This window comes from uncultured Bradyrhizobium sp. (assembly GCF_964252615.1).
Taxonomy (GTDB): domain Bacteria; phylum Pseudomonadota; class Alphaproteobacteria; order Rhizobiales; family Xanthobacteraceae; genus Bradyrhizobium.
This window is the reverse complement of the sequence record NZ_CAXUNQ010000019.1, coordinates 1-26,078: the sequence shown is the minus strand read 5'-3', so window position 1 is coordinate 26,078 and position 26,078 is coordinate 1. Positions and strand designations below refer to the sequence as shown.

Sequence of the window (26,078 nt, the reverse complement as noted above, 5' to 3'; positions counted from 1 at the left end):
AGTTCAAGGCATTTTCACGGAAATGGATGTCCCCACGGCACGGGTCACGTCACCGATGATCAAATCCGAACTCGTTCAACGCATCGCCGAGCACAACCCGCACCTTTATCAGCGGGATGTGGAGAACATTGTGAATGCGATCCTCGATGAAATCGTTGCAGCGCTCGCGCGTGGTGACCGCGTCGAACTGCGCGGTTTCGGCGCATTCTCGGTGAAGCATCGCCCGGCGCGCGCGGGCCGCAATCCGCGTACCGGCGCCCATGTGCCGGTCGATCAGAAGAGCGTGCCGTTTTTCAAGACCGGCAAGGAAATGCGCGAGCGGCTGAATCGCGAGCCCGGGGCTCCCGACGCGGGCGCGTGAGCATTTTTGAAAACGCGTATTCTGCCGCAGATAAGTTTACGCAATCCGCATAAACTTGATTGCGGAGCCAAATGGTACCCGCTTTGCGGAATACGCGTCACGGTCGCTTACCGCGAGAGAGGTCCATGCGAAAGTTTTTCACAGTCCTGATCGTGATTCCGCTCGGCCTGCTCTTCATCGTCTTTGCGGTCGCCAACCGGCATCTGGTCACGGTGTCGTTCGATCCGTTCAATTCCATCGAACCGTCGGCCGGCATCCGGATGCCGCTGTTCATTGTCATTATCGTTGCGGCGATTCTGGGCGTGGTGGCTGGCGGTGCCGCAACCTGGCTCCGGCAGCGTCACTGGCGGCGGGCCGCGCGGCAGTTTGAAGCCGATGCACGGCAGGCGCGGGCGCAACTGGCGGACCTGCGCGCCACGGCGTCGCCGCGCGATCCGCAGCGCTTTCTGGCGCTGCCTTCGCAGGATGCAAGGTACGTGGCCGGCGGGCGAGACAAGCGTGGCGCGACGTTGTAGAACCCGCCCCATCGCTGATTTCCTGCCCCTCGTAGCTGCCTGTCTCAACCCGTGCCCAGAGCCATGCCCCTGATCGTCAAAATTTGCGGCCTGTCGACACGCGAGACGCTCGACATCGCGTTGCAGGCCGGTGCGGACATGGTGGGTTTTGTGTTCTTTCCCCCGTCGCCCCGGCATCTCGGCCTGGAAATGGCCCGCGAACTCGGCAAGCAGGCGAAGGGCCGCGCCGTGAAGGTCGCATTATCGGTCGACGCCGATGATGCAACGCTCGCAAATATCGTCGAGGTGCTGCAGCCGGACCTGTTGCAACTGCATGGCCGGGAATCCGTGGCGCGGGTGCGCGACATCAAGCAGAAATCCGGACTGAAGGTGATGAAGGTGCTTGCCGTCGAAACCTCCGCCGACCTTGCGGCGCTGCCGGGTTATGCGGCGGTCGCCGACCACATCCTGTTCGACGCCCGTGCTCCGAAAGAAGCGACGCGCCCCGGCGGCCTCGGCGCGGTGTTCGACTGGCATGTGCTGGAAAATCTCGATCTCGGGGTACCGTTCATGGTTTCCGGCGGCCTCCATGCCGCCAATGTCGCGGAAGCCGTGCGCGTCGCGCGCGCCGGCGGGGTCGATGTATCCTCCGGCGTGGAAAGCGCGCCGGGCATCAAGGATCCCGACATGATCCGCGCTTTCATTCGCGCCGCGCGCTTAGTCGACGGCGTCCTGCCCGGGCTTGTCCCGGGTGCCCACTGTGGAAATGGCAGCAAGCAAGACCTGGGTGGCCGGGACAAGCCAGGCCATGACGAAAGGTAGCGATGAACACAGCCTTGCTTAATTCCCTGCCCAACTCGTTCCGCGGCGGTCCCGATGAGGCCGGGCATTTCGGCATGTTCGGCGGCCGCTTTGTCGCGGAAACGCTGATGCCGCTGATCCTCGACCTGGAAAAGGCTTACGCCGTCGCCAAGGCCGACCCGTCATTCCAGGCGGAAATGAACGGCCATCTGAGGGACTATGTCGGCCGACCGTCGCCGCTTTATTTTGCCGAGCGCCTCACTGAACATCTTCGAGAAGTTTCCGCGGCCTCCGGCCGCGCTGGCGGCGCTAAAATCTATTTCAAGCGCGAGGAGCTCAACCACACGGGTTCGCACAAGGTCAACAATGTGCTCGGCCAGATTATGGTCGCGCGGCGGATGGGCAAGAAGCGCATCATTGCCGAAACCGGCGCCGGACAGCACGGCGTCGCCACCGCGACATTGTGCGCGCGGTTCGGGCTCGAATGTATCGTCTATATGGGCGCCGTCGATGTAGCGCGTCAGGCGCCGAATGTGTTTCGGATGGAAATGCTCGGCGCCAGGGTGGTGCCGGTGCAGTCCGGCACGCGAACCTTGAAGGACGCGATGAACGAAGCGCTGCGTGACTGGGTCACCAACGTCCACAATACGTATTACTGCATCGGCACCGTCGCAGGGCCGCATCCATATCCTGCGATGGTACGCGATTTCCAATCGATCATCGGCAATGAGACCCGCACGCAGATGCAGGAGGCCGAAGGCCGCCTGCCGGATTCGCTCATTGCGTGCATCGGCGGCGGCTCCAACGCGATGGGGCTGTTTCATCCGTTCCTGGACGATCCGAATGTGGAGATTTTTGGCGTCGAGGCTGCCGGCCATGGGCTCACGCAGTTGCATGCGGCATCGATCGCCGGCGGCCGGCCGGGGGTTCTGCACGGCAACCGCACCTATCTCCTGATGGACGATGACGGCCAGATCCAGGACGCGCATTCCATCTCGGCCGGGCTCGACTATCCGGGCATCGGGCCGGAGCATTCATGGCTGCACGAAACCGGCCGTGTCACCTATCTCAACGCGACTGACGAAGAGGCGCTTGCCGGGTTTCAATTGCTGTCGCGCCTGGAAGGCATCATTCCGGCGCTGGAACCGGCGCACGCCATCGCCAAGGTGATGGATTTGGCGCCGAAGCGCTCCCGCGACCATCTCATGGTGGTCAATCTCTCCGGCCGCGGCGACAAGGATATTCCGCAGGTGGCGGAGATCCTGCGGGGCAGGAAATCATGACCACCCGCATCGACACCCGTTTCGCCGAACTGAAGCGCCAGGGCCGCGCCGCTTTCGTTACCTTTTTGATGGCCGGCGATCCCGACGTCGAAACCTCGCTCGCCATCATCCGGGCGCTGCCCAAGGCCGGCGCCGACATCATAGAAATCGGGATGCCCTTTACCGATCCGATGGCGGACGGACCTGCGATTCAGGCCAGCGGCCTGCGCGCGCTGAAGGCCGGCATGACGCTGAGGAAGACGCTGGCGCTGGTGCGCGATTTTCGCGTCGATGACGATACGACGCCGGTCATCCTGATGGGCTACTACAATCCGATCTACATCCACGGCGTCGAGAGATTCCTGACCGATGCGAAGGGGGCCGGCGTCGATGGGCTGATTCTTGTCGATATGCCGGCGGAGGAGGACGGCGAACTCTGCATTCCCGCATTGAAAGCGGGCCTGAATTTCATTCGCCTCGCGACCCCGACCACCGACGACAAGCGGCTGCCGGCGGTGCTGGCGAATACCTCGGGCTTCGTCTACTACGTCTCGATTACGGGCATTACCGGGACCGCCGCCGCGGACATCGCCAGCGTGGCGGCCGCGGTCGCGCGCATCAAGCGGCACACCGTCCTGCCGGTATGCGTCGGGTTCGGTATTCGAACGCCGGATCAGGCCCGGGCCATTGCGGGATGTGCCGACGGCGCGGTGGTCGGCACGGCGCTGGTCGATGTCCTGCAACGCAGCCTGGATGCCGAGGGGCGGGCAACGCCCAAGACCATTGCCGCCGTGGCTGACCTCGTGGCGGCGCTGGCGCAGGGCGTGCGCGGGGCCGGACAGGCTGCGCAATAAGCCACAATTGCCGGCCATAGCGAGCAGCGGGTTGCCCGGCAAAGTCCGGGACGCCATATTTGCAAGGCGATTCCTCGATCGCACGGAGCAAGACATGAATTGGCTCACCAACGTCGTCCGGCCGAAGATCCGCAACATCCTGCGCCGCGAAACCCCGGAGAATTTGTGGATCAAATGCCCCGATACCGGGCAACTGGTGTTCTACAAGGACGTCGAAAGCAACCAGTTCGTCATCCCCGGCTCGAACTACCACATGCGCATGGGCGCGGTGGCGCGCCTGAAATCGATCTTCGACAACGAGGTCTGGTACGATATCGCGCTGCCCGAGGTCACGCCCGATCCCCTGAAATTCCGCGACGAGCGTAAATACGCCGACCGCATCAAGGACGCGCGCGCCAAGACCGGGCTGAACGACGCCATCAAGGTCGGCTATGGCAAGCTGGAGGGCGCCGCCGTCGTCATCGCGGTGCAGGATTTCGATTTCATGGGCGGGTCGCTCGGCATGGCCGCCGGCGAGGCGATCGTGCGCGGCCTCGAACTCGCGGTGGAAAAGAAATCGCCGTTCATCGTGTTCGCGGCGTCCGGCGGCGCGCGGATGCAGGAAGGCATCCTTTCGCTGATGCAATTGCCGCGCACCACGGTGGCGGTGCAGATGCTGCGCGAGGCGAGGCTGCCTTATGTTGTGGTGCTGACCAATCCGACCACCGGCGGTGTCACGGCGTCCTACGCCATGCTCGGCGACGTGCAGATCGCCGAGCCCGGGGCGTTGATCGGCTTTGCAGGCGCGCGCGTGATCGAGCAGACCATCCGCGAGAAATTACCGGACGGTTTTCAGCGCGCCGAGTATCTCAAGGACCATGGCATGATCGACATGGTGGTGCATCGCCACGAGTTGCGCCCGACCCTGGCGCGGTTATGCAGGCTGTTGATGAGGTCGCCGGCGCTCGAAACTGCTCCGAAATCCGTGCCGGAGCCGATCACGGCCACGGCCGCAATCACATCGCCTCCGGAACCGGTGCCGGCAGCGCCGCACGCGTGAACGCGCCCCAACCAACGCCGCCGCTCGGCGGCCTGATCGCGCGGCTGGCGGCGCTGCATCCGAAAGCCATCGATCTGAACCTGGAGCGGATGCATCGGCTGCTGGACCGCCTCGGCCATCCCGAACGCAAACTGCCGCCGGTGATCCATGTCGCCGGTACCAATGGCAAGGGTTCGACCATCGCCTATCTGCGCGCGATCCTGGAAGCCGCCGGCATGCGCGTTCACGTCTATACATCGCCCTATTTGGTGCGGATCAACGAAAGTTTTCGTCTGGGCCGGGCCGGTGGCGGCGTTCTCGCCGACGATGCCGAATTACGGACGGCGCTCGAACACTGCGAGCGCATCAATGCCGGCGCGCCGATCACGCTTTTCGAGATCGAAACCGCCGCGGCGTTTTGCCTGTTCACGCAAACTCCGGCGGATGTCGTGCTATTGGAAACCGGCCTCGGCGGACGGCTCGACGCGACCAATGTGATCGACGCTCCGCTGGCCACCGTCATGACGCCGATCGGCCTGGACCACACCGAGTTTCTCGGCGAAACGTTGATCAGGATCGCCGGTGAAAAGGCGGCAATCATCAAGCGCGGCGTGCCGGTGATATCGGCCGAGCAGCCGCCCGAGGCGGCGGCCGTGATCGAACAGCAGGCAAAACGCATGCATGCGCCGCTGCATGCCGCAGGACAACATTGGCACGTCAACGTCGAGCGCGGGCGGCTGGTCTATCAGGACGAGCGCGGGCTGATGGATTTGGTCGCGCCGAAACTATTCGGGCGGCATCAGTTCGACAACGCCGGCCTTGCGATTGCGGCGGTGCGCGCGCTCGACACATTCAAGATCGACGCCGCCGCTTTCGAGGCCGGCATCCTCGGCGCCGATTGGCCGGCACGGATGCAGCGCTTGGTGGCGGGCGCGCTGCTCGATCTGGCGCCGCAGGGTTGTGAGCTATGGCTCGATGGCGGTCACAATGCCGATGGCGGGCGCGTGGCGGCGGCGGCGCTGGGCGATCTGGAAGAACGGGTGTCGCGGCCGCTGGTGGTGATCGCCGGCATGATGGGCAACAAGGACGCCGATGGCTTCCTGGCCAATTTCGCCGGGCTGACGCGCCATATCATCGCGGTGCGGATTCCGGGCCGCGACAACGCAATGGCGCCGGACACGCTGGCCGACGCCGCGCGCCATCTGGGCATGCGGGTGGAAACCTCGTCCGGCGTGGAAGCGGCGCTGCGTTCGCTGACCCGCCTCGCCTACGAGGTGCCGCCGCGGATTCTCATCGCCGGCTCGCTCTATCTCGCCGGTTACGTGCTGGCGGCGAATGGGACGCTGCCGAGGTAAGCGTTGTTAAACAGGGCGTTGCCTCCCCCATGAAGCCGTTCATCCCAGCAGCTTCATCGGGTTGACCGCCTTCTGCTTCAACTGGTCCAGGGTACATTGACGCGCGGCCTTGTCCGGACGCCAGCGCAGGATGGTGGTGCCGTGACGAAACCGCTCGCCGCTGAAGTGATCGTAACTCACCTCGACCACGAGCTTCGGTTTCAGAGGGCACCACTGCGCCGAGCGTTCGGTGGACCAGCGGCTCGGGCCGCCCGGCGCGTTGCCGGTGAATCCCGGCGGGCCGATCAGCGCTTCGAGTTTCGCGGTCAGCGCCGGCTTTTGCGCCCGCTTGATCGCGGAGCTGAAGCCGACGTGATGCAGCAAGCCGTCGTCGTCGTAGAGACCAAGCAGCAGCGATCCGACGACTTTCCGGTTATCGAGTTTGTTGGTGGCGTAGCGAAAACCGCCGATGACGCAGTCGGCGCTCCGAAAATTCTTGATCTTCTGCATGCCGTCGCGATTGCCGGACTGGTATGGCAGGTCGACGCGCTTGGCGATCACGCCGTCGGAGCCGCCGCCGGCCTCGGCGAGCCACTTTTTCGCGCTAGCGATGCGTGCCGTCGCCGGCGAGAGCCGAAAGGTCGTTTGGGACCTGAACTGTTTCGCTGCAAAGGCTTCCAGCGCCGGGCGCCGCTTGCCGAGCGGCTGCGCGGCGAGCTTCCTGTCCGCCTCGGTCGCCAGAAGGTCGAACGCCAGAAACAGCGCAGGCGTTTGCTGCGACAGCCTTGCGATGCGGCTCTGCGCCGGGTGAATCCGCTGCAGCAGATCGTCGAATGAAAAGGTCTTGCCGTGCGGCACGACGATTTCGCCGTCCAGCGTGTAGCTTGCGGCTTTCAGCCGCAATGCGGCCTCGACCAGTTCCGGAAAATAGCGCGTCAGATCCTCGTCCGATTTCGACCGCAGCGCGACGCTGTTGCCGCGGCGCGTCAGCAGGCACCTGAAGCCATCCCACTTCGGTTCGTACTGCCATTCACTTCCACGTGGTATAGTGTCGACGGAACGCGCTTCCATCGCGGCAAGGCCGGATGATACGGGCGCTGCGGTGTTACGGCGCGGAGCGATGCGGGACATTCCTGTTAACGCAGACGGCCGGCGTTCAGCCGGCCGTCGAAGCGGATAATTTAAAGCGCGATCAGACCGCGGCGGTGATCCACTGCTGCAGCTTCTGCTTCGGCGCGGCGCCGACCTGGCGGGACGCCATCTCGCCGCCCTTGAAGATCATCAGGGTCGGGATCGACATCACGCCGTACTTCGAGGCCGTCTTCGGACTTTCATCGACGTTAAGTTTGACGATTTTGACCTTGTCGCCCATCACGCCGGAAATCTCGTCCAGCGCCGGGGCGATCATGCGGCAGGGGCCGCACCATTCGGCCCAGAAATCGACCACGACCGGCCCCGTGGCCTTGAGCACCTCGGCTTCGAAATCGGCGTCAGAAACCTTGCCAACGGCCATTGGAGCACCTCATGGACTGCGTGTGAAAGCGCGGCAGAATTGCCGGCCGGATCATGCAGTCAACCTATGAACGGGGGGATGGCGGGTCAAGCTCCGTCATCTCCCTGGATGATGATTGCCAGTTGCGCGTCCAGCGCGGGGGCCGGAATCTCCATCATTTCCGGCGTTTCGGTCCATAGCAGCGCGGCGCGGACCGGCCGCTCGGGATAAAGCTTCTGCAGGACGGCCCGATAGACCGCGAGCTGGCGTATATAGGCCACCGGCACTCCGGCGATGGCGCGGGGTGGGGCCCGGTTGGTTTTGTAGTCGACAATCAGGACCTCGCCCGGCGTCACCGCCAGCCGGTCGATCTGGCCGGCGACCTGCGCCGGCGGCCGCCCCGGCCGATCGAGCCTTCCCGCGATCGATACTTCGGCGCGGCTTTCGGGGGCGAACACCGATGCAAAGCCGGGGTCGCTGATCAGCGAAAGAATTTGGACGGCGAGTGCCTCGCGCTCGCCGTCGTCCCAGTCATCGGCGTTGCGGGCGAGATATCGCGCCGCTACCTCGATGCGCCGTCCGGGTGGAACATTCGGCAACGATTGCAGCAGCCGGTGTACCAAGGAACCGCGCTGCAGCGCCCGCGCGCGTAGCTGCGCCGACTCGCCGGTGCGGATGCCGTGGCCTTCGTCCTCGGCCGGGTCCGACGGTCGCAGCGAAGCATCGAGCGGTTCGCGCGGCGCGGGCTTGCGCAACCACCCGGGAAGCATGATCGGGGCGGCGGCCGGGGCGAGGGCTGCCGCGACGCCCAACGCCGGGCGTGCGTCTTCAGGCCGCAGATAACGCTTCACGACGCCATCCGGGGGCGGCACGTTCTGCATGTGCAATCCCGAACTGGCGAGGCCCTTGGCGATCAGGTCGTACCACGATAGCTCGCGCAATTTTCGCATGTTGCCGGGCATGCAGCCGCCGACGATCAGCCGGTCGGCTGCGCGTGTCATCGCCACGTAGAGCAACCGGCGGTATTCGTCCTCGGTTTCGCCCAGCATTGCCGCGCGAGCGGCTGCGACCGTGGGCGGGTCTTCCGCCTTCTTGCCGGCCCACACCACCACGCCCGTTGCGTGCGGCGCGGCGTTGAGGTGCGGCAGCCGGACGAGTTTCAGGCGCGTGGTATCCGCGGGCGATGTCGTCGTATCCACCAAAAACACCACCGGCGCTTCCAGGCCTTTGGCGCCGTGTACGGTCATGACCCGGACTTCGTCGCGCGAGATTTCCATGTCGCGCTTTACTTCCGTATCGGCGGCGCGCAGCCAGGCCATGAAGCCCTGCAGCGATGCCGGGGCCTTTCGCTCGTAAGCAAGCGCAAGTTCGAGAAATTCATCGAGCGCATCGTTGGCCTCGTGCCCGAGACGCCGCAGGATCCGCGCACGCCCCTGGTCACCACCGAGCAGCCAGGCGTAGAACGCGAACGGCGGGTCGCTGGTGAAACGGTGCTCGCATTGCTTGAGGCGGCGAAGCGCGGCTGCGAACGCCGGCTCTGCGGCGTGATCGGTCAGCGCGTCGCGCAGCGATCCCCGGCGCCGCCACGCCAGCTTGAACAGATCATGGTCGGTAAGCCCGAACAGCGGGCTCTTCAGCGCTACCGCGAGCGCCAGATCGTCCTGCGGCAACAGCAGCGCATCGGCCAAATTCATCAGGTCGATGATTGCGATATGCTCGGTCAGCTTGAGGCGGTCGGCGCCGGCCACCGGAATGTTGGCGTGCTTCAACGCCTGGATCACCGCGTCGAACGCGTTGCCGCGACGCCGCACCAGCACCAGCACGTCACCATAGCGCAGCGGCCGGCGATTGCCTGCGTTCCCGGTCATCGTGCCTGCCGCGACCAGCGACTTGATTTCGGCCTGGATCCGTCTCGCCAGCCGGACCTCGGGGCTGGTTTCCGATACCGCATCGAACGGCGCCCGCCAGCCTTCGATGTCCTGCCGGGGATCCGGCAACTCCAATTCCCACAGATCGATCAGGGCTGGACCTGCGTCGGGCAACGCCTCATGCAGCGGATAGGCATTTTCCGCGTGAATGCTGCGATAGATCGTCGCGTCGCGAAAGACATGGTCGACGGATTGCAGGATTGCCGTTCCGGACCGGAACGAATGCTTGAAGGCCAGTCGCTCGAACTTGAGCCGCGCCTCGGTGAACTTCCGTTCCAGCGCCCGGCTTTGCAGGTCGAATTCGCGGGGTGCCGCGCCCTGAAACGAAAAGATCGACTGCTTCTCGTCGCCGACCGCGAAGATGGTGCGCTTGACCCCGTCGCGTGCGCCCTTGCCCGAGGTGAATTCCGAAATGAGATGCGCGACGATGTCCCATTGCCGCGGGCTGGTGTCCTGCGCCTCGTCGATCAGGACGTGATCGACGCCGCGGTCGAGCTTGAAGTGCACCCAGCCGGAAGAGACGCGGTCCAGCATCTGAAGCGTCTTGTCGATCAGGTCGTCGTAATCGAGCAGGCCGCGCTCCTGCTTTTCGCGGCGGTAGTTGGCCGCCACCGCCGTCGCGATGATAAGGAGCGATTGCGTGCGATCGCGCACCGTCAACGCGCGGCGCTGTTCGATCAGCGGGTCGATGCGGCCGATTTCGCCGTCGAACAGTCCGGCCATTGCCGGGTTGCCGTCACGAAACTTGTTCGTCACGATCGACTTGCGCGGCGTCAGCGCCTCGGTCAGGAATACATTGAGATAGGCGTCGACTTGCTCGCCGCCTGACAAAGCCCGTGCGTCGCGAAGCCGCGACGCCTGGTCGGCATCGGATTTGCTGCCGGTATCGAGAATCGCGGCGATCTCCTCCCATCGCGATCGCGGCAGATGCGGTCCATTTACGATCGCGTGCTCGACGTCCTCGAGGCGCAACCCGGTGTCGACGCCAAGTGCATCCGACACCTGCGCCATTGCCGCATCGGCGCTGCCGGCGCCATCGGTCCATGCCATGAAATGGTCGCGGCTGAGGCACGCCTCGCGGACCACGTCCTTGAAGGTCACGTCGGCCGCGCTGGACATCGCGATGTCGAGCGCCCGGCCCGCGGGGCTTTGCGGGTCGTGCGCCGCATCCAGCAGCACCTTGAGATTGGCGCGCTCCATCATCTCGGCCTGATCGCGCTCGTCCAGCACCGCAAAGCGCGCCGGCACGTTGGCTTCGAATGGAAACTGCTGCAGCAAACGGGTGCAAAGCGCGTGGATCGTCTGCACCTTGAGCCCGCCGGGCGTCTCCAGCGCGCAGGCAAACAGTTCGCGTGCGCGCAGGCGCAATTTCGCGTCGGGCCGCGCGATACCGGCATCGCGGATCGCCGCATCGAGTTCATCATCCTTCAGCGTGATCCAGTGGCCAAGCCTGGTAAACACCCGCTCCGCCATGTTGGCCGCCGCCGCCTTGGTGAAGGTAATGCAGAGGATTTTCTCCGGCGGGACGTTATCGAGCAGCAGCCGGATCACGCGCTGCACCAGCACATGGGTCTTGCCCGACCCGGCGTTGGCGGAGACGAACGCCGACGAAGCGGGATCGGAGGCGCGCGCCTGGGTCGCACGGACCGCATCCGGGATATTGTTGCGCGGCAAACTCATTCGGTATCCTCGCCGAGGCCGCCGGCCGCGGACCACTCCTTGATCCGCGCCAGATCGTCGTACCTGCCGTAGCGGTTGGTCCACATCGACAGATTGAGCGAGGTATAGGCCTGCTCCTGGTTTTCGAAAGCGCGTATCAGGGCTTCAAGGTTTCGCCGCGCCTCGTCGGCGGCCTCATCGGGGGACTGCGGCGGATCGCTCTTGTTGACCTTCAGTTCCAGCAGGATCGATTTGCCCGGAGGATTGTTGCCGCTGAGCCGGACATACAGCAATTCCCCAACCGACGCCCCGGCGGGAATATTCGCAAAACCTCCCTCGCGCAGGATCGCGGCTTCCAGCGTGAGCTGCGGCGACAGCCCCATCCGCACCTGCTTGCCGGTCGGCGGCGCGCCGGTCTTGTAATCGAGGATTGCAAAGGTGCGGTCGCAGCGGTGCTCGATGCGGTCGGCGCGCGCCGAGAGTACAAAGTGGCGATTGTTGTCGAGCGGAATCGAAATCCTGCCTTCGACTTCGGCATCGATCCGCGTGACATTGAACCGCCGCTCGCGCTCCCAACCGGCAAACCACGACGCGATGCGCAGGAAGCGCGGCCACCACAGCGCGCGCGCCTCCGGTCGATCCATCAGCGGGGCGAAATGTTTTTCGCCGACCCGGCGCAGCGCGCCGGCGGGGTCGTCCGGCAGCGTGATCTGGTGGGCCTGGGTGAACTCGCCGAGCGCATCGTGGATCGCCGAGCCGCGGTCGGCTGCCGACAGCGGCATGTCGACGGGATCGAGCGGCGCAAGCTTCAGGATATGCTTGGCATAGATCGTGTAGGGATCGCGCAGCCAGTCCTCGATCGCCGTCACGGGCAATTTCAGCGGTCGCGCCTCACGCGGCGGTTTGGGAGCCGGTTGCGAGATCGGTTCCACTTTATCGGGGCGGTCCAGTTCATCTGCATAGTCGAGATAGATCTTGCCGCGGGCTTTCGCGGCTTCCCAGCGCGCTTCGCCTGCCACCGCCTGCAGCCGGTGCAGGAAGCGCGAGGCTACCGCCGGCGCGCCGCCGACCTTGGCAGCATGGCTGAGAATGACCTCATCGGCGCCGAGCAATTGCGCAAAGTCGTGCGCGGAGAGGCCGACCCGCCGCTCCGGCAGATCGAGGCCGAGCTGGTGGCGCATCGGGCGGCTCAGCCAGGGATCGTTGCGGGGCGCCGGCGGCCAGACGCCCTCGACCAGCCCGCCGAGAATGACGCGGTCGCAGTGCGTCAGCCGCGCTTCGAGCGGGCCGTAGATACGTAAGTGAGCGCTGGCCGCTTGCGGCCGACGCACGACGCGGTCGCCGAATGCCGTGTGGAAAACGTCCGGATAATCGGAGAGCTGCACCATCAGTCCGCTGCGCGCGGGCTCGCCGGGCAGATCGTCGAACGCGGCGGCCAGCGCCAGGCCCTGATGCCCCTCGAAAGCAACGGCGACGCCGTTTTCCTCGCGCGACAGCACCATCAGGACATCGCGATGGTGCTCTGCCAGATCGGAAAAATCATGCGGCTTTGACGGATCAAGCGATTCGAGCGGCGACAGAGCGGCTTGCAGATAGGCGATCAGCCATTGCGCCTTGTCGAGGTCTTCGTCCTTGAGTCTGGCCCGCGGTTCCGATCCGTGCAGGGTCGATGTCTTCCCCGCCTTGAATTCGGCAAGCTCCAGGCGAAAGCGGACAAAGCTTTTCGCGAGACCTCCGCTGCCTGCCTCCGGACGCGTGCCGCGCATCAGCGCCAGTTCGAGCGTTTCAATTGCGCCCTTGAATGCCCCCGGCGATCCGCCCAGCCGCAATAGCGGATGCTTTAGCAGCGCCAGCAACGTCGGCGGCTCCATTTGCCGTGACGCTGCCTCCGCCGCCAGCCGGGCGAAAATCCCAGCCGACGTATCCATCAAGGCATCGCCGCCGGAATCGTCGAATTCGAGGTTCCAGCGCCCGAGCGCCGCCACGACCCGCCGCGCCAGCGCGCGGTCCGGCGTCACCAGCGCGGCTGGTTTGTCGAGTTCGCGCGCCTCGCGCATCGCGACCGCGATCGCCAGCGCTTCCATCTCGGGATTGGCCGCCTCGATCACGGCAAGGTCGTTCATGCCGGACGAAATTTTCTGTTCGACCTCCGGCTCGGCTAGCCGCCGGTGCCATTGCGCCGTCGCGTTGGAGGGGCGCATCGCTTCGGATGCCAATATTTCGCGTCCGTGCCGCATCGGTGCGCCGAGCGGTTCGACGTCGCTGCGCTGCAGGCCGAATTTGTCCAGCAGCGCGTGCATCGCAAATTGCGGATGGTTCGATGCGGTCGCCGAAACCACGCCCTGCGCGTCGGTGACGCCCCCGATCAATTGCCACGCGGCCTCGTCCAGATCGATGTCGAGCCCCGGCAGCACCACGGCGCCCTGTGGCAGCCCGGCAATGGTTTTAAGGAAACGCGCCGTCGCCGGCATCGAGCCGGTCGAGCCCGCGGCGATCACGGGGCCGTCGTGGTGGTCGGTCAGGCGCGCGGCCTCGGCTTCGATCAACAAGTCGCGGCGTGCCGCCGGTTCGATCTTGTTATTTTCCTTGAGGTGGGCGGGCCAAGCCTGGCTCGCGATCTTCAGGAAGTCCAGCGTAAGCTGCCAGTATTGATCGAGATGATCGGGGACGAGCCCGTCGAATGCCTTCCAGTCGACGCCGCGCGTGGCCATGTCGTCCATCAACCGGGCGAGATCGTCTGCCAATGCCAGCGTCGAGGCCGGTCCGCCGATCACCAGCGGCGCCTGCTGCGGCTCGCCAGGCTTCAATCGTCTGGCCCACGCGTCGATCAGTTGCGCCAGCAGCAGGCGGCGGCGAATTCCATCCAGCGCGGGCGGCATGTCGAGCGAGGTCAGGTCCGTCCCGGAAACGGCTTGCGCGAATTCCAGTTCATCCTCGTCGATAGCGCCAAGCGCGACGATGCGCGGCAGCACCACGGCGTCCAGGCCGAGGACATCGAGAAATACTTCCCGCGCCATGCGTCCGGCGCGCTGGGTCGGCAGATAAAGCGTCGCCCGCGCCAGAAGCTCGGGATGGGCGCGCGGCCGAAACCCCTCGATAAGATCGCCATCGACCAGCGCGGCGATGACCGTACGCAAGAACGGCGCCGATGCTGGAACATTGAAGATGCGCATGAAAGTCCTGATTCGGGATCAGGAGCATCATGGCATGGGCGATTTTCGGGTGCGATTTCTAATTCTCTCGGGCTCCGGACGCGGCCATAAGCGCGTTTATGCGTGCTATTGCGCCGCCCTTCGCGGCGGGGTGCGGCCGCCGAGCCGGGGGCCGTAATGGAACGCGGGGTTTGGTCCGGGCTCTGCGGAGCGGCATGATCGGCGATGCGTCGCAGCGCCTTAGAATGCCGCGCCGCGTCCGGGACACGCGCGGCGTCACGCCACGCTGGCGAGAAAAGCTTCTTCGGCGGCGGTAATCGCGTCCGGGGTTCCGACATGCATCCAGACGCCATCGAGCCGCAGCCCATACAGCCGCTCCTGCTCGTTGGCGCGATCGAACATTTTGGTCAGCGAGAATTCGCCTGCCGGCGCGTCTGCGAAGATCGCCGGCGACATGATCGCGACGCCGGCGTAGACGAACGGCACTACCTGATATTCCCGGCGTCTGTGCAAGGTGCCGTCGGCCGCCATCGCATAATCGCCGCGGCCGTGATAGCCGATGCTGCTCGTGGTCGGCGCCATCAGCAACAATATATCCATGCGCGCGGGATCGAAAGCCTCCGCCAGACGCATTAGGTTGGAACGCACGCCATCGATCCACATGGTGTCCGCATTGACATGGAAGAATGGCGCGTCGCCGAGCAGGGGCAGCGCTTTTACCACGCCTCCGCCGGTTCCCAGTACGGTATCACGCTCGTCGGAGATGGTTACGTGCGGCTGGGCCCGCGTCGTCACGTGCTCGATGATCTGGTCGGGCAGATAATGTACGTTGACGACGGCCTCGCGCACGCCGGTCTCCGCCAGCTTGTCGAGCACATGGTCCAGCAGCGCCCGCCCGGCGACGGGCACCAGCGGCTTCGGCATCCGGTCGGTCAAGGGCCTCATGCGGACGCCGAGGCCGGCGGCGAGCACCATGGCTTTGGTGGGTTGGACGGGCATGTTCAGGAACGTCTCGGGCATCGGTCTAAGCACGGGTGGCGGCCAATCCTAGCACGTGATTCGGGTACGCATCGCTCACGCTTATGTGCCGTGCATGACGTAGGTACGACGCCCGGCGCGACCCGCTCAAATTTCTGCCGTTGCCGGGTTGGGGCGGCGCGCGGTCTTTTTCTTCTTGTCGGCGGGTTTCAGGAAGTTGACGCCGAGGGTGTCGCCATTGACCCAGGCGAGTTCGCAACGGCGATAGGCAAGACCGGTGGACGACAGGAGCAGGAAGAATTCCTTGAGATGCAGTCCTTCGACGGAACCTTCGACGGTCAGCTTGGCGCCGGTTTCCGAGATATCTTCCATGGTGCAGTCCCGGCGCCAGGTGCCGTCGATGCCCATCATATGGGCGGCGATACCGCGCTCGAAGGTAACCCGCTCGCCCTTGCGGCGTTCTATAGCCATGGTTTCGATTCCTCCAGCGCGGGGGCAGCTCCCGCAGCCCTAGGTAGAACTTTGGCAGCAGATTAAAAGGAGGTTGGTTAACGGGTGTTTAATCAAGGAACCGGCGCCGGCACATGGACGGTATACCACGCCCGAATAACTTCCAGCGCGGGATGCGTCAGCGAGCGGTTGAGATAAGTCCAGATCCGCGGCTGATGCTTGAGATAGTGCGGCTTGCCGTCGCGCCGGTTGAGCCGCGCAAAGGTGCCGAGCAGCCGCGTATTCCGCTGGGCCGACATGATGGCGTATAATTCCGCGAAAGCCGCCGGATCGAAACCGGCGTCCGCGGCGAGCCTCGCTTTCATGTAGCGCGTCAGCATCGCAAGCTCGAACGGTTCGGGCACGTCGATCCGTGCATCCTGCAGCAGCGAGACCAGATCATAAGCGGCGGGGCCCAGCACCGCATCCTGAAAATCGATGATGCCGACCTTGGCGAATTCGGTTCGTGCATCGAGCCAGATCAAGTTGGGCGAATGAAAATCCCGCATCACCCAGGTTGGGGCCGCCGTCGCGGGCTTGGCCAACAGCTCGCGCCACATTGCGGTGAATTCGGCGTGCCGTGCGGCGCTCAGGAGTGCGTTGCGATCCGGCAAATACCATTCCGGCATCAAGCCGACCTCGACCAGCAACGCGTCGGTGTCGAAGGTCGGGATGGTGTAGGTGATCCCCGGTGCCAGCGCCAAGGTTTCGGGCAATGGCTGGCGATGCAGCGCCGCCAGCATGTCGGTCGCGGCCTGATAGCGCTCGGGAACAGGCGCCGGCGGATCGCCTTCGACAAAACTCGCGCTGCCGAAATCCTCGGTAATGAGGAATCCTGCATCGAGATCGGCATGATGGATGGCCGGCGCGGAAAAGCCGCGCGCGCGCAACCCGTTGGCGATGGCGACAAACGGATTCACGTCTTCGGCGAGATGCACCGCGGCGCTGTACGGCTTGCCGTCGTAGATCGCCGGTCCATCCGGACGTTTCGGTGAATTCATCAGGATGACAAAGCCGTCGTCGCGCGCAAGCCGCGCGTAGGAACGCGTCGAGGCGTCGCCGGCCATGCGCCGGCGTTTTGCGTCCGCAAAGCCCGCGCCGTCGAGAAATTCACGCAGCGCTTGCAGCCGTTCGACCTGGGCCGCCGCCTTGCCATAGCCGGTGATGACGGCGGCGCGCGCGGCGGAGCCCAATGCCGGACGATGGCTCAGTGCGATGTCGATCCTGTCAGCCGGCAGAGCGCCGGGCGCGCGCTCCGGCCACTCCATCAACGCCACAACCCCCTCGGGAAACGGCGCGAGCCCGATTTCCTCGAGTTCGCTTGCGTCGCTGATGCGGTAGAGATCCGCATGAACCACGGGAAACGGCGGCAGCTCATAACCCTGAACCAAGGTGAAGGTCGGGCTTGGGACTTCCAGCGTTTCGTCGTCGGCGAGATAACGGATCATGGCGCGTGCCGCTGCGGTCTTGCCGGCGCCGAGGTCGCCCGACAGCGTGATGACGTCGCCGGCGCCGATCAGCAGCGCAAGATCGGCCATCAGATGCGCCGTCGCTGTTTCGTTTGCGAGCGCCAGTGAGAATGTCGAGGGCCCGGTCATTCCGCGGCGTTGCGATGGGCCTGATCGACGGGAAATTCGCACGTCACGGTCGTGCCTTTGCCGACAACCGAATCAACCCGCACATTGCCGCCATGCAGCTCGACGAATGATTTCACCAGCGGCAGGCCCAGGCCGGCGCCCCGATGCCGCGAACCATTGGAGCGGCTCTCGAACCAGTCGAACACCTTGTCCTTGGCATCCAGCGCGATACCCGGGCCGAAATCGGTTACGGCAAATACGACGCTGTGGTCTGTACGTCTCGCGCTGAGCGTGACCGCGGCATCGTGCGGCGAGAAGCCGACGGCATTGGCAAGAAGATTATACAGAACCTGCTTGATGCGGTTCTCGTCGCCGATGAAGTCGCCGATGCCGGGATCGACATCGACCTTGAGCTCGATTCGGTCGCGGGCGAGCCGATCCTGAATGCCTTCCGCCGCCGCGTTGATGGTCTTGTGGATGTCGACCGGACCGAGGTCGAGTGTCATCGCGCCGGCGTCGATGGTGGCGAGATCGAGAATATTGTTGATGAGGGCGAACAGCGCGTTGGTCGAGGTGGTGATGTAGCCGAGATATTCAGCCTGCTTGGGCATCAGCGGGCCGGTGGCGGGATCGGTCAGGAGATCGGCGAAGCCGATGATGTTGGTCAGCGGCGAACGCAGTTCGTACGACACGTGGTGGACGAAGTCGACTTTCATCTGGTCGGCGGCCTCCAGCGCCTCGTTGCGCTCGCGCAGCGCGCGCTCGACGTTTTCGGTATCGGTGATGTCCTGGAACGTCAGCATGGTGGCGCCGTCCGGCAGCGGCATGGTCATGCAGTCGAGCACGCTGCCGTCGTTGCGTTCGAGCTTCAACGGCACCGGGGCCCGGTTCTCGATGCCGGTAACGGCCTCGCGAAGTGTTTGCCAGGTCGCGGCGTCGTCGAACAGCGGCCTGCACCAGGCTTCCACGGTCTCGATATGCGGCTGCTGCTGCAGCGCCTCCGCCGACAGCTTCCACATCTTCGCAAAGGCAGGATTGAACAATTGCGCGCGGCCGTTGCTGCCGAACACTGCGACGGCTTCGGCGAGATTGTCCAGGGTTTCACGCTGAACGTTGATCAGGCCGTCATACTGCCGGGCCAGTTCGAGGCTTTCGGTGACGTCGTCGAACAAATAGGTGACGCCGCCCTCGGGGTTCGGCGTGGTGACGACGCTGATCGCGCGGCCGTCAGGCAGGTACCAGCGGTCCTTTTCCGGTTCGACGGCGCGGTAGGCTTCATGCAGCTTCGCCTTCCAGGCGCGGAAATCCGGCTGCTCCTGCAGTTTTCGCGCGGCGCGGAGGCGATCCAGCACGCTGGAATCCTCGGGATTGCCGTCGAGAAACGCGCGGTCCAGGTCCCACAGCCGGCGGTAGGAATCGTTGTAGAACGCCAGCCGCCGCTGCCCGTCGAACACCGCCACGCCGGACGACAATTGATCCAGCGTGCGGCGGTGCGCTTCCGCCATCCGCACCAGCGCGTCGCGCAACGCGGTCGCCTCGCTGGCATCGATGGCTATGCCGGCGCTGCCGCCGGTGACCTTGAGCGCATGCACATCGTAGAAGCGCCGCTCGCCTCCCACGACGATTGGGAGTCGCGCGGAAAAGGCCGAATTGTCGTTGAGCGCGCGGGCCATGTCGCTGCGGTCGCCGCTGTCGAGCAGTTCGAGGTCGCGCTGGACCGCGTCCGGACCATTGGCCGCCTCCGTCGCCCGCGCATAGGCGGCATTGGCGAACATCAGCCCGCCCGCGGCGCGCTTCGCCCAGATCGGCCAAGGCGCTGCGGCGGCGAAGCCGCGCAGCATCTCGGTTTCTTCCAGCAGTCCCCTGTGCCGTACCGTCATTTCTGCGAGTTCGCGGCGCAAGCCTGAGAGTTCGCGGATGCGCACGATGGCCTGACCGCCCACGGCACGGCCTATCGCTTCGATGGACCGTCCGGTCGACGTGGTGAGATTGAGCAGGAAACCTTCGCCGGCATCGCGCAGCGCGTTGACGGCGTGATCCATCTGCAAGGCCGGCTCCGGGGACAGCCAGGTTCCGAAGGCGAGAATGCGTTGCGGCGACTGCTGGGCGTCCGTCGGCATCAGCAGCGAGATGTCGCCACCGATCTGCGGACGATTGTCGCCCGCCGCCCATGAGATCAGCACCTGCGGTTCCGCGAACAGCAGTGCGCGGAACCGGTCGGCTTCAACCTGGAGGCGACGGATGTCGGAGCGTAACTGGGCCTCGTTGTTGGCGGCACGGACCCGCGTGCGCATCAAGAGAATTGCAGCGACCACGGAAAAGCCGAGCACCGCCAGCGCGGTGGCGAGCACCGCCACTTCCTGGCGGTTAAGATCGAAGAACGTCTCCAACGCCCGCTCGATAAACTGCAAGTCGGCGGCAGCGGCAGGCACGCTCGTCACCAGCGCGCCGACGGCAACACCGAGGATGCCGTCGCGCACCAGCGCTGTGCACGACAGCAAGGTCCGACGCATCGCCGCGATCACGTCCGACATAGTCCGCCCCAAACCGCACGACTTCACGACCGGCATTCACCCCACCGTTCGCGAATCGACTCACAATATCCCCATCGGGAGTCGGGGGGTAAGAGTCCGAACCGTGAACGCAAACTGCATTGCGAAAAAATGCGCGGCGTCAGCGGTTGCGGTCGGCTTTATGAAATTGCTGCGTTTTTTTAACGTCCCGTCGAACCGAAGCCGCCGCTGCCGCGATCGGTTGCGGATACGGCGGCGACGGCGACCAGTTCCACCCGCACCACGGCCGCGATCACCATCTGCGCGATGCGCTCGCCGCGCCGGATCGTGAACGGCGCATCACCGTGATTTATCAGGAGCACCCCGACCTCGCCGCGGTAGTCGGAATCGATTGTGCCCGGCGCGTTCAGCACGGTGACGCCATGCTTGGCGGCAAGGCCGGAGCGCGGGCGTACCTGCGCTTCGAACCCGGGCGGCAGCGCGATGATAAAACCGGTCGGAACCAAGGCCTGGCTGCCGGGGCTGAGAATCATCGGCGCGGTTTCCGGAACTGCGGCCAAGAGGTCGAGCCCCGCGGCATGCGCGCTTTGGTAGTCCGGCAACGCCAGGCCCTGGCCATGCGGCAGTTGCCGGATATCGACTTTGACCGGAGCGCTCATGACGCATTGCCCGCCACTGCGGCGATGCGCGCCACCAGCGCGGTCGCGACTTCGTCCTTGGTCATCCGCGGCCAGGACTCGATGCTGAATTCTGCGCCGTCCCGCTTGAGAAGGTGAACCGTGTTGCGGTCGCCGCCCATCACGCCGGTGGCGGGCGACACGTCATTGGCGACGATCCAGTCGCAGCCCTTGCGCGCAAGCTTGGCTTTGGCGTTGTCGATCAGATGCTCGGTTTCGGCGGCGAAGCCGATCACCAGCGCAGGGCGTTGGTCGGAGCGTTTGGAGATGGTCGCGAGGATGTCGGGATTTTCCACCAGGTGCAGCGGCGGCATCCCGGCCGGAGTTTTCTTGAGCTTCTGCGAGCCTTCATCGGCGACGCGCCAGTCGGCAACCGCGGCGGCGAAGATCGCGACGTCAACCGGCAGCGCGGCCTCGGTTCGATGCAGCATTTCGCGCGCCGACTCGACCCGGCTTACGGTGACGCCGGCGGGATCGGCCAGTTCGACCGGACCTGCGATCAGGGTGACATCGGCGCCTGCAGCTTGCGCGGCGGCGGCGATAGCGAAGCCCTGTTTGCCGGAGGAACGGTTGGCGATGTAGCGCACCGGATCAATCGGCTCATGGGTCGGACCTGCGGTGATCAGCACGCGCTTGCCGGCGAGCAGTTGTCGCCGTGGCGGCCGCAGGAAATTTTCGGCGGCGGCGGCAATTTGCAGGGGTTCCGCCATGCGGCCGACGCCGGCCTCGCCCGCTTCCGCCATCTCGCCGGCATTAGGGCCGATCATGGTGACGCCGTCGCGCGCGAGCTGCGCCACATTGCGGCGGGTGGCGGCGTTATTCCACATCAGCGGATTCATTGCCGGCGCCAGCAGGATCGGTCGGTTGGCCGCGAGCAGAACGGCGCTGGCCAGATCGTCGGCGTGGCCTTGCGCCATCTTGGCCATCAGGTCGGCCGTGGCGGGCGCAACGACGATGAGGCCGCAGTCGCGCGCGAGACGGATGTGGCCGGCGTCGAACTCGCTGTCGGGATCGAACAGATCCGTATGGCAGCGCTCGTGCGACAGCGCGCTGGCGGCGAGCGGCGTCACGAACTTTTGCGCGGCATCAGTGAGCACGCAGCGCACCGAAAAACCCCGTCCTTTCAACCGCCTGATCAGATCCAGCGCCTTGTAGGCGGCGATGCCGCCGCCGATGATCAGGGTGATGCGTGATTGTCCAGCGGAAACAGCGTGTTGGGTACGGTCCTGGGGAGCTGCGGCGGCTTGCGATGGCGTTGCGGCAAAGCCGGGGCGATTGTGTGACGCCTCGCGCAGGATTACGCGGACCTCGTCCTCGACCGAGCGCCCGTTGCGGGCGGCGCGCAGCCGGAGTTCGGCCTTGATGGTCTCGTCGAGCTTGCGGATTGTCAGACTAGCCATGATCGCATTGATATCATAATTACGACTGCAATGCAATCATCTTAGGTGACGAACCGCGATCAGGATGCCGATGAAGGTTATCGCAATGATCCACAGCGCCGCCGTGCGCCAGCGGCTCTTGCGGCCCTCGGCCCGGCTCATCGCCGCCACCGTGTCGGGCGACAGCGTCAGCCCCTCGCGGCTCATGGTTTCGAGCTGCTCCAGCACCACGACCGCGCGGGACGCGATCGACGGCAGTCCGGACAGCACGCGGCCGAGCTCGCCGGCGCCCGACATGGCGCCTTGAACGCGGCCGACCGGCCCGAGGTTGCGCTCGATCCATTCGCGCACCACCGGGTCTGCGACCTTCCAGATGTCGAGCTTCGGATCGAAGCTGCGCGCCACGCCTTCGACCACCACCATGGTCTTCTGCAGCAGGATCAGCTCAGGCCGCGTGCGCATGTCGAACAGGCCGGTGACCTCGAGCAGCAGCGTCAGCAGCTTGGCCATCGAAATTTCCTCGGCGGTGCGATTGTGGATCGGCTCGCCGATGGCGCGGATGGCTTGCGCGAAATTTTCCACCGAATGATGCTGCGGCACGTAGCCGGCTTCGAAATGCACCTCGGCGACGCGGGCGTAGTCGCGGGTGATGAAGCCCAGCAGAATCTCGGCGAGAAACCGCCGCTCCTTCATGCCGAGCCTGCCCATGATGCCGAAGTCGACCGCGACCAGCCGCCCGGCATCGTCGAGGAACAGATTGCCCGGGTGCATGTCGGCATGAAAGAAGCCGTCGCGCAGCGCGTGGCGCAGAAAACTCTGGATCACCTTGCGTCCGAGATCGGCGAGGTCGACCCGCGCCTCGGCGAGACGCGCGTGGTCGTTCAATGCGATGCCGTCGATCCATTCCATCGTCAGCACGTTGTGCGTGGTGCGGTCCCAGTCGACCGTGGGCACGCGAAAGTCCGGATCGGCGGCCGTATTCTCCGCCATCTCCGACATCGCGGCCGCTTCCAGCCGCAGATCCATTTCCATGGCCACCGAGCGCGACATCGTGTTGATGACTTCGATCAGCCGCAGGCGCCGCGCTTCCGCGGAATATCTTTCAGCATTATGGGCGACAAAGAAGAAGTCGCCGAGGTCGCGCCGGAACCGCGCGGCCACATTGGGCCGCAACACCTTCACCGCGACCGCCTTGCGTTCGCCGTCGCGCTCGGTTTCGCCGCGGTGCACCTGCGCGATCGACGCCGCCGCCACCGAGGGGCCGAATCTCGCAAACGTCTGCGCCACCGGGCGTTCCAGCGACGTGGCGATGACGGCCTCGGCCTCGCTTTGCGAAAACGGCGGCAGCCGGTCCTGCAGGCTTTCGAGGTCGCGGGCCATGGCGACGCCGACCACGTCGGGCCGGGTGGCGAGAAACTGCCCGAGCTTCAGGTAGGCCGGCCCGAGGCGCGTGAGCGCGCGCGACAATCGGGGCCCGGATTTGGCGCCGGGGCGTTCGATCAGCCGCGCGAGCCGGAGCGCCAGTTGCCCGGGCGGCGGCACCAGGCTCGGATCGACGACGCCGAATACGCCCTCGCGTGCGAACACGAAACCGGCGCGGGCGAGGCGTGCGATATGAGTGGAGGCAGAGATCACAGACGCCAGCCCGAATGCAATGCCACGATGCCGCCCGACAGCGGCTGATGACCGACGCGCAGAAATCCGGCGGCGCGGATCATCTCGGCGAATGCGTTGGGTTTTGGAAACTTCCGGATCGATTCGACCAGATATTGATACGCCTCGGCGTCCCCGGTGACCGCCTTGCCGAGCGGCGGAATCACCTTGAACGAAAACAGCTCGTAAAGCCGGTCGAGGCCGGGGACATCGACGGCAGAAAATTCCAGGCAGAGAAATCGGCTGCCGGGTTTTAGCACCCGAAACGCTTCGGCAAGCGCCAGATCGATGCGCGGCACGTTGCGGATCCCGAACGCGATGGCGGTGGCGTCAAAACTGCGATCCGGAAAAGGCAGCGCCTCGGCATTGCCCTCGACGAACGATATTCGATGCGCGAGGTGCCGCGCCGCCGCGCGCGCGCGGCCGACGCCCAGCATGTCGGGATTGATGTCGCATACCGTGGCCCGGAATCCGGCGCCGGCCGCGCCGGCGGCGCGGAACGCGATATCGCCGGTGCCGCCGGCGACGTCGAGCAGCGCGAACGGCTTGCCGTTGCGCGGCGGGTTGAGCGCGTTGATCAGCAGGTCCTTCCAGACCCGGTGCAGCCCGGCCGACATCAGGTCGTTCATCAGGTCGTAGCGCTGCGCGACGCTGTGGAACACGTCGTTCACCAGCCTCTGCTTGTCGTCCAAAGCGACGTCCTTGAAGCCGAAATGCGTGGTCTGGCCGCCGTGATCCATCAATCCTTCTCCGTTGCCCGGACCATAGCGCGGCTGATCAGGGCGCGCTACAAGCGAGGCCGCGCGGCGGTCAAGGGCCTCGTCCGGCGAGCGCTTTGGTTAATCCGCAAGGTACGCTTATGACAACACGGTTCATGCGGGCAGTTCCGATCCTGCGAATCTTTGACGCCGCCAAGGCGCGCGAGTTCTATCTCGGCTTTCTCGGCTGCAAGGTGGATTGGGAGCATCGACATGCACCGGACCTCCCGCTGTTCATGCAGGTGTCATTGGGCGAAGTGATCCTGCACCTGAGCGAACATCACGGCGATTGCTCGCCCGGCGGCAAGATCACGATCGAAACGACGGGACTCGCCGCGTATCACGCCGTTCTGTCGGCGAAGAAATACGGTTATGCGCGGCCGGGGCTTGTCGAAGAGCCTTGGGGCGCGACCACGATGACGATCGCCGATCCGTTCTACAATCATTTGTCGTTCGCCGAGCGTCACCGCGAAACTGCAAAAGCTTGAGCGGCGGTAGATCGAATGCCCGAATTACCCGAAGTCGAAACCGTCCGCCGCGGCCTGCAGCCGGCGATGGAAGGCGCAAAAATCGTGCACGCCGAGGCCCGGCGCAAGGATCTGCGGTTTCCGTTCCAGAAGGATTTTGTCGCCCGCCTCGAAGGCCAGACGGTGACCGGGCTGGGGCGCCGCGCAAAGTATCTGATGGCGGATCTTTCATCGGGCGACGTGCTGCTGATGCATCTCGGCATGTCCGGCTCGTTTCGCGTGGTGAGGGAAGGCGCAAAGGCCGCGCCGGGAAAATTCCATCATCCGCGCCAGGAGGACCGCGCGCATGACCATGTGGTGTTTCACATGTCGTCGGGCGCGACGGTCGTTTTCAACGACCCGCGCCGCTTCGGCTACATGAAGATTTTCGCCCGCAACAGGATCGACGACGAGCCGCTGCTGCAAGGCCTCGGCCCGGAGCCGCTCGGCAACGAATTCGATGCCGCGATGCTGGCGCGCGCCTGCGCCAACAAGAAGACCAGCCTGAAGGCGGCGCTATTGGATCAGCGCGTGGTCGCGGGCCTCGGCAATATCTACGTCTGCGAGGCGCTGTTCCGTGCGCATCTGTCGCCGCGGCGCCTGGCGGCGACGCTGGCGGCGAAAAAGACCCGGAGCATCCCGGGCGGCACGCCGACCGATCATGCCCAACGTCTGGTCGCGGCCATTCACGCGGTGCTCAATCAGGCCATCAGAGCCGGCGGCTCGTCGCTGCGCGATCACCGCCAGACCTCCGGCGAACTCGGCTATTTCCAGCACTCCTTCCAGGTCTACGGCCGCGAAGGCAAGACATGCGAGAGCCCCGGCTGCGGCGGCATCGTCAGGCGGTTTACGCAGAACGGACGCTCAACGTTCTGGTGCCCGAAGTGCCAGAAGTGAGGTTTATGAGGCCGTCATCCTGAGAGTCTGGCCGAAAGATCCAGTGAATTAGGCGTCGCCATTGGTCGTCATGCCCGGCCCTGTGCCGGGCATGACGGCGTGGTCTACGTCATGCGCGGCACAAGCCAAGCATGACAGCGCGGTCTACGTCATGCCCGGTAAAAGGCCGGGCAGCGCGTTCAACGTCATGGCCGGGCTTGTCCCGGCCATCCACGTCTTTGCTCCACATCAGAAAGAAAGTCGTGGATGCCCGGCCTTGTGCCACGGCTGTCCGGTTCGATTTAAGTGGACGTAGC

At 65.0% G+C, this 26,078-nt stretch carries 21 protein-coding genes; 9 read left to right on the top strand and 12 right to left on the bottom strand.

The genetic code is table 11. The annotated features are described in order from the left end of the window. Positions 1 to 55 precede the first annotated feature (55 nt). The 7 genes from ACFE72_RS12245 to ACFE72_RS12215 all read left to right on the top strand — a co-directional run bounded on the left by ACFE72_RS12245 (position 56) and on the right by ACFE72_RS12215 (position 6,145). Entirely contained in the window at positions 56 to 361 is a 306-nt protein-coding gene (locus ACFE72_RS12245; RefSeq protein WP_375413363.1) for an integration host factor subunit beta, read from the top strand. A gap of 125 nt (positions 362 to 486) precedes the next feature. Further along, positions 487 to 876, top strand: a complete 390-nt coding sequence (locus ACFE72_RS12240) for a lipopolysaccharide assembly LapA domain-containing protein (RefSeq protein WP_375413362.1) — start codon at positions 487 to 489, stop codon at positions 874 to 876. A gap of 63 nt (positions 877 to 939) precedes the next feature. Further along, positions 940 to 1,677, top strand: coding sequence for a phosphoribosylanthranilate isomerase (locus tag ACFE72_RS12235; protein WP_375413361.1), 738 nt, complete (start codon positions 940 to 942; stop codon positions 1,675 to 1,677). Positions 1,678 to 1,679: 2 nt separating this feature from the next. Next, positions 1,680 to 2,939: a tryptophan synthase subunit beta gene (trpB, locus tag ACFE72_RS12230; RefSeq protein WP_375413360.1), complete on the top strand. Its 1,260-nt coding sequence runs from the start codon at positions 1,680 to 1,682 to the stop codon at positions 2,937 to 2,939. Further along, positions 2,936 to 3,772 carry a tryptophan synthase subunit alpha gene (gene trpA, locus ACFE72_RS12225; RefSeq protein WP_375413359.1) on the top strand — a complete coding sequence of 279 codons (837 nt, stop codon included), beginning with the start codon at positions 2,936 to 2,938 and terminating at the stop codon, positions 3,770 to 3,772. The genes trpB and trpA overlap by 4 nt, the downstream gene beginning before the upstream one ends. A gap of 94 nt (positions 3,773 to 3,866) precedes the next feature. Next, positions 3,867 to 4,811 carry an acetyl-CoA carboxylase, carboxyltransferase subunit beta gene (gene accD / locus ACFE72_RS12220; protein WP_375413358.1) on the top strand — a complete coding sequence of 315 codons (945 nt, stop codon included), beginning with the start codon at positions 3,867 to 3,869 and terminating at the stop codon, positions 4,809 to 4,811. Positions 4,812 to 4,900: 89 nt separating this feature from the next. Beyond that, positions 4,901 to 6,145, top strand: a complete 1,245-nt coding sequence (locus tag ACFE72_RS12215; RefSeq protein WP_375413415.1) for a bifunctional folylpolyglutamate synthase/dihydrofolate synthase — start codon at positions 4,901 to 4,903, stop codon at positions 6,143 to 6,145. Between the two features lie 39 nt (positions 6,146 to 6,184). Here ACFE72_RS12215 and ACFE72_RS12210 read toward each other — a convergent pair whose 3' ends face one another. From ACFE72_RS12210 to ubiE, 12 genes are all read right to left on the bottom strand, one after another. Continuing rightward, complete coding sequence (locus ACFE72_RS12210) at positions 6,185 to 7,255, bottom strand: ATP-dependent DNA ligase (protein ID WP_375413357.1); 1,071 nt, start codon at positions 7,253 to 7,255, stop codon at positions 6,185 to 6,187. Positions 7,256 to 7,316: 61 nt separating this feature from the next. Next, on the bottom strand, positions 7,317 to 7,637 hold the full coding sequence (gene trxA / locus ACFE72_RS12205; protein WP_079606493.1) for a thioredoxin: 321 nt from the start codon (positions 7,635 to 7,637) through the stop codon (positions 7,317 to 7,319). Positions 7,638 to 7,723: 86 nt separating this feature from the next. Then, positions 7,724 to 11,224, bottom strand: a complete 3,501-nt coding sequence (gene addA, locus ACFE72_RS12200) for a double-strand break repair helicase AddA (RefSeq protein WP_375413356.1) — start codon at positions 11,222 to 11,224, stop codon at positions 7,724 to 7,726. After that, a complete protein-coding gene (gene addB, locus ACFE72_RS12195) occupies positions 11,221 to 14,376 on the bottom strand; it encodes a double-strand break repair protein AddB (RefSeq protein ID WP_375413355.1) in 3,156 nt (1,051 codons plus the stop codon). Before addB ends, addA begins: the two co-directional genes overlap by 4 nt. A gap of 255 nt (positions 14,377 to 14,631) precedes the next feature. Continuing rightward, positions 14,632 to 15,354: a nucleotidyltransferase family protein gene (locus tag ACFE72_RS12190; protein ID WP_375413354.1), complete on the bottom strand. Its 723-nt coding sequence runs from the start codon at positions 15,352 to 15,354 to the stop codon at positions 14,632 to 14,634. Between the two features lie 126 nt (positions 15,355 to 15,480). Then, positions 15,481 to 15,804 carry a PilZ domain-containing protein gene (locus tag ACFE72_RS12185; protein ID WP_375413353.1) on the bottom strand — a complete coding sequence of 108 codons (324 nt, stop codon included), beginning with the start codon at positions 15,802 to 15,804 and terminating at the stop codon, positions 15,481 to 15,483. 92 nt (positions 15,805 to 15,896) lie between these two features. Next, positions 15,897 to 17,420: a tRNA (adenosine(37)-N6)-threonylcarbamoyltransferase complex ATPase subunit type 1 TsaE gene (gene tsaE, locus ACFE72_RS12180; RefSeq protein ID WP_375413352.1), complete on the bottom strand. Its 1,524-nt coding sequence runs from the start codon at positions 17,418 to 17,420 to the stop codon at positions 15,897 to 15,899. Further along, the gene (locus ACFE72_RS12175; protein ID WP_375413351.1) at positions 17,417 to 19,933 is read right to left on the bottom strand and encodes a PAS-domain containing protein; all 2,517 of its coding nucleotides are present in this window, start codon (positions 19,931 to 19,933) and stop codon (positions 17,417 to 17,419) included. Before ACFE72_RS12175 ends, tsaE begins: the two co-directional genes overlap by 4 nt. A 179-nt stretch (positions 19,934 to 20,112) precedes the next feature. Continuing rightward, on the bottom strand, positions 20,113 to 20,571 hold the full coding sequence (dut, locus tag ACFE72_RS12170) for a dUTP diphosphatase (RefSeq protein WP_375413350.1): 459 nt from the start codon (positions 20,569 to 20,571) through the stop codon (positions 20,113 to 20,115). Then, positions 20,568 to 21,989 carry a bifunctional phosphopantothenoylcysteine decarboxylase/phosphopantothenate--cysteine ligase CoaBC gene (gene coaBC, locus ACFE72_RS12165; RefSeq protein WP_375413349.1) on the bottom strand — a complete coding sequence of 474 codons (1,422 nt, stop codon included), beginning with the start codon at positions 21,987 to 21,989 and terminating at the stop codon, positions 20,568 to 20,570. The genes dut and coaBC overlap by 4 nt, the downstream gene beginning before the upstream one ends. 36 nt (positions 21,990 to 22,025) lie before the next feature. Next, on the bottom strand, positions 22,026 to 23,603 hold the full coding sequence (gene ubiB / locus ACFE72_RS12160; protein WP_375413348.1) for a 2-polyprenylphenol 6-hydroxylase: 1,578 nt from the start codon (positions 23,601 to 23,603) through the stop codon (positions 22,026 to 22,028). Further along, positions 23,600 to 24,361 (bottom strand): bifunctional demethylmenaquinone methyltransferase/2-methoxy-6-polyprenyl-1,4-benzoquinol methylase UbiE, encoded by a 762-nt coding sequence (gene ubiE, locus ACFE72_RS12155; protein ID WP_375413347.1) that lies wholly within the window; start codon positions 24,359 to 24,361, stop codon positions 23,600 to 23,602. Before ubiE ends, ubiB begins: the two co-directional genes overlap by 4 nt. Positions 24,362 to 24,480: 119 nt before the next feature. Between ubiE and ACFE72_RS12150 the strand changes: the two genes are divergently transcribed. After that, positions 24,481 to 24,867 carry a glyoxalase superfamily protein gene (locus ACFE72_RS12150; protein WP_375413346.1) on the top strand — a complete coding sequence of 129 codons (387 nt, stop codon included), beginning with the start codon at positions 24,481 to 24,483 and terminating at the stop codon, positions 24,865 to 24,867. A gap of 15 nt (positions 24,868 to 24,882) precedes the next feature. Continuing rightward, positions 24,883 to 25,782, top strand: coding sequence for a bifunctional DNA-formamidopyrimidine glycosylase/DNA-(apurinic or apyrimidinic site) lyase (gene mutM / locus ACFE72_RS12145; RefSeq protein WP_375413345.1), 900 nt, complete (start codon positions 24,883 to 24,885; stop codon positions 25,780 to 25,782). Positions 25,783 to 26,078: the final 296 nt, after the last annotated feature.

Coding starts and splice junctions, on each gene's coding strand:
- ACFE72_RS12210 (WP_375413357.1), bottom strand. CDS start 7,255: ATGTCCCGCATCGCTCCGCGCCGTAACACCGCAGCGCCCGTATCATCC.
- ACFE72_RS12175 (WP_375413351.1), bottom strand. CDS start 19,933: ATGTCGGACGTGATCGCGGCGATGCGTCGGACCTTGCTGTCGTGCACA.
- ACFE72_RS12185 (WP_375413353.1), bottom strand. CDS start 15,804: ATGGCTATAGAACGCCGCAAGGGCGAGCGGGTTACCTTCGAGCGCGGT.
- accD (WP_375413358.1), top strand. CDS start 3,867: ATGAATTGGCTCACCAACGTCGTCCGGCCGAAGATCCGCAACATCCTG.
- ACFE72_RS12235 (WP_375413361.1), top strand. CDS start 940: ATGCCCCTGATCGTCAAAATTTGCGGCCTGTCGACACGCGAGACGCTC.
- dut (WP_375413350.1), bottom strand. CDS start 20,571: ATGAGCGCTCCGGTCAAAGTCGATATCCGGCAACTGCCGCATGGCCAG.
- ACFE72_RS12245 (WP_375413363.1), top strand. CDS start 56: ATGATCAAATCCGAACTCGTTCAACGCATCGCCGAGCACAACCCGCAC.
- ACFE72_RS12240 (WP_375413362.1), top strand. CDS start 487: ATGCGAAAGTTTTTCACAGTCCTGATCGTGATTCCGCTCGGCCTGCTC.
- trpA (WP_375413359.1), top strand. CDS start 2,936: ATGACCACCCGCATCGACACCCGTTTCGCCGAACTGAAGCGCCAGGGC.
- trxA (WP_079606493.1), bottom strand. CDS start 7,637: ATGGCCGTTGGCAAGGTTTCTGACGCCGATTTCGAAGCCGAGGTGCTC.
- ACFE72_RS12150 (WP_375413346.1), top strand. CDS start 24,481: ATGACAACACGGTTCATGCGGGCAGTTCCGATCCTGCGAATCTTTGAC.
- coaBC (WP_375413349.1), bottom strand. CDS start 21,989: ATGGCTAGTCTGACAATCCGCAAGCTCGACGAGACCATCAAGGCCGAA.
- mutM (WP_375413345.1), top strand. CDS start 24,883: ATGCCCGAATTACCCGAAGTCGAAACCGTCCGCCGCGGCCTGCAGCCG.
- tsaE (WP_375413352.1), bottom strand. CDS start 17,420: ATGACCGGGCCCTCGACATTCTCACTGGCGCTCGCAAACGAAACAGCG.
- trpB (WP_375413360.1), top strand. CDS start 1,680: ATGAACACAGCCTTGCTTAATTCCCTGCCCAACTCGTTCCGCGGCGGT.
- addB (WP_375413355.1), bottom strand. CDS start 14,376: ATGCGCATCTTCAATGTTCCAGCATCGGCGCCGTTCTTGCGTACGGTC.
- ACFE72_RS12190 (WP_375413354.1), bottom strand. CDS start 15,354: ATGCCCGTCCAACCCACCAAAGCCATGGTGCTCGCCGCCGGCCTCGGC.
- ACFE72_RS12215 (WP_375413415.1), top strand. CDS start 4,901: ATGCATCGGCTGCTGGACCGCCTCGGCCATCCCGAACGCAAACTGCCG.
- addA (WP_375413356.1), bottom strand. CDS start 11,224: ATGAGTTTGCCGCGCAACAATATCCCGGATGCGGTCCGTGCGACCCAG.
- ubiE (WP_375413347.1), bottom strand. CDS start 24,361: ATGGATCACGGCGGCCAGACCACGCATTTCGGCTTCAAGGACGTCGCT.